We start from the raw sequence: 1,697 nt of genomic DNA on the forward strand, positions 1-1,697 counted from the left end.
GAGGTCGTCAACGGCGACATCCTGGTCGGCAAGGTCACGCCCAAGGGCGAGACCGAGCTCACGCCGGAAGAGCGCCTGCTGAGGGCGATCTTCGGCGAGAAGGCCCGCGAGGTCCGTGACACGTCCCTCAAGGTGCCGCACGGCGAGGAGGGCAAGGTCATCGGCGTCCGGGTGTTCACCCGCGAGGACGGCGACGAGCTGCCCCCGGGCGTCAACGAGCTGGTCCGCGTGTACGTGGCCCAGAAGCGGAAGATCACCGACGGCGACAAGCTGGCGGGCCGCCACGGGAACAAGGGTGTCATCTCCAAGATCCTGCCGGTGGAGGACATGCCGTTCCTCGCCGACGGGACCCCGGTGGACATCGTGCTGAACCCGCTGGGCGTTCCCGGCCGGATGAACGTCGGCCAGGTTCTCGAGACGCACCTCGGCTGGGTGGCCAAGACCGGCTGGCAGGTCAGCGGCAAGGACCAGGAGTGGAAGGACCGGCTGCGCGCGATCGGCGCCGACTCAAGCGAGCCAGGCACCAACGTGGCCACCCCGGTCTTCGACGGCGCGCACGAGGAGGAGATCACCGGCCTGCTCGGTTCCACGCTGCCGAACAGGGACGGTAACCAGCTGATCGGCTCGACCGGCAAGACCACCCTGTACGACGGGCGCACCGGCGAGCCGTTCAAGGACCCGGTCGCCGTCGGCTACATCTACATCCTCAAGCTGCTGCACCTCGTGGACGACAAGATCCACGCGCGGTCCACCGGCCCGTACTCCATGATCACTCAGCAGCCGCTGGGCGGTAAGGCGCAGTTCGGCGGGCAGCGCTTCGGTGAGATGGAGGTGTGGGCCCTGGAGGCCTACGGCGCCGCCTACGCGCTGCAGGAGCTGCTCACTATCAAGTCCGACGACGTGCTCGGCCGCGTGAAGGTCTACGAGGCCATCGTGAAGGGCGAGAACGTCCCGGAACCAGGCATCCCGGAAAGCTTCAAGGTGCTCATCAAGGAAATGCAGTCGCTTTGCCTCAACGTGGAAGTGCTGTCCAGCGACGGCGCGGCCATCGAGATGCGCGACACCGACGAGGATGTCTTCCGCGCGGCGGAGGAACTAGGCATCGACCTGTCCCGGCGTGAGCCGAGCAGCGTCGAAGAGGTCTGAACGAAGGGGGAACCATCACAGTGCTAGACGTCAACTTCTTCGACGACCTCCGCATCGGTCTTGCCACCGCCGAGGACATCAGGCAGTGGTCGCACGGCGAGGTAAAGAAGCCGGAGACCATCAACTACCGCACCCTCAAGCCGGAAAAGGACGGGCTCTTCTGCGAGAAGATCTTCGGTCCGACCCGGGACTGGGAGTGCTACTGCGGCAAGTACAAGCGCGTCAGGTTCAAGGGCATCATCTGCGAGCGCTGCGGCGTCGAGGTCACTCGCGCCAAGGTGCGGCGTGAGCGGATGGGGCACATCGAGCTGGCCGCGCCGGTCACGCACATCTGGTACTTCAAGGGCGTGCCCAGCCGGCTCGGCTACCTGCTCGACCTGGCGCCGAAGGACCTGGAGAAGGTCATCTACTTCGCCGCCTACATGATCACCTACGTGGACGACGACGCGCGGGCGCGCGATCTGCCGAGCCTCGAGGCCAAGATCTCGGTCGAGCGCGGTCAGCTCGAGCAGCGCCGGGACGCCGATGTCGAGGCCCGCCAGGCCAAGCTC

The 1,697-nt window shown here is 66.4% G+C and carries 2 pseudogenes; both read left to right on the forward strand.

The features are described 5' to 3' along the window. Nucleotides 1–1,146: pseudogene (locus WA805_RS24165) on the forward strand (DNA-directed RNA polymerase subunit beta); the annotation flags it as partial. A 20-nt stretch (nt 1,147–1,166) separates the two neighbouring features. Next, a pseudogene (locus WA805_RS24170) lies at nt 1,167–1,697 on the forward strand (DNA-directed RNA polymerase subunit beta'); the annotation flags it as partial.

It is taken from the genome of Trebonia sp., from assembly GCF_049794275.1.
In the GTDB taxonomy this organism is placed as follows: domain Bacteria; phylum Actinomycetota; class Actinomycetes; order Streptosporangiales; family Streptosporangiaceae; genus Trebonia.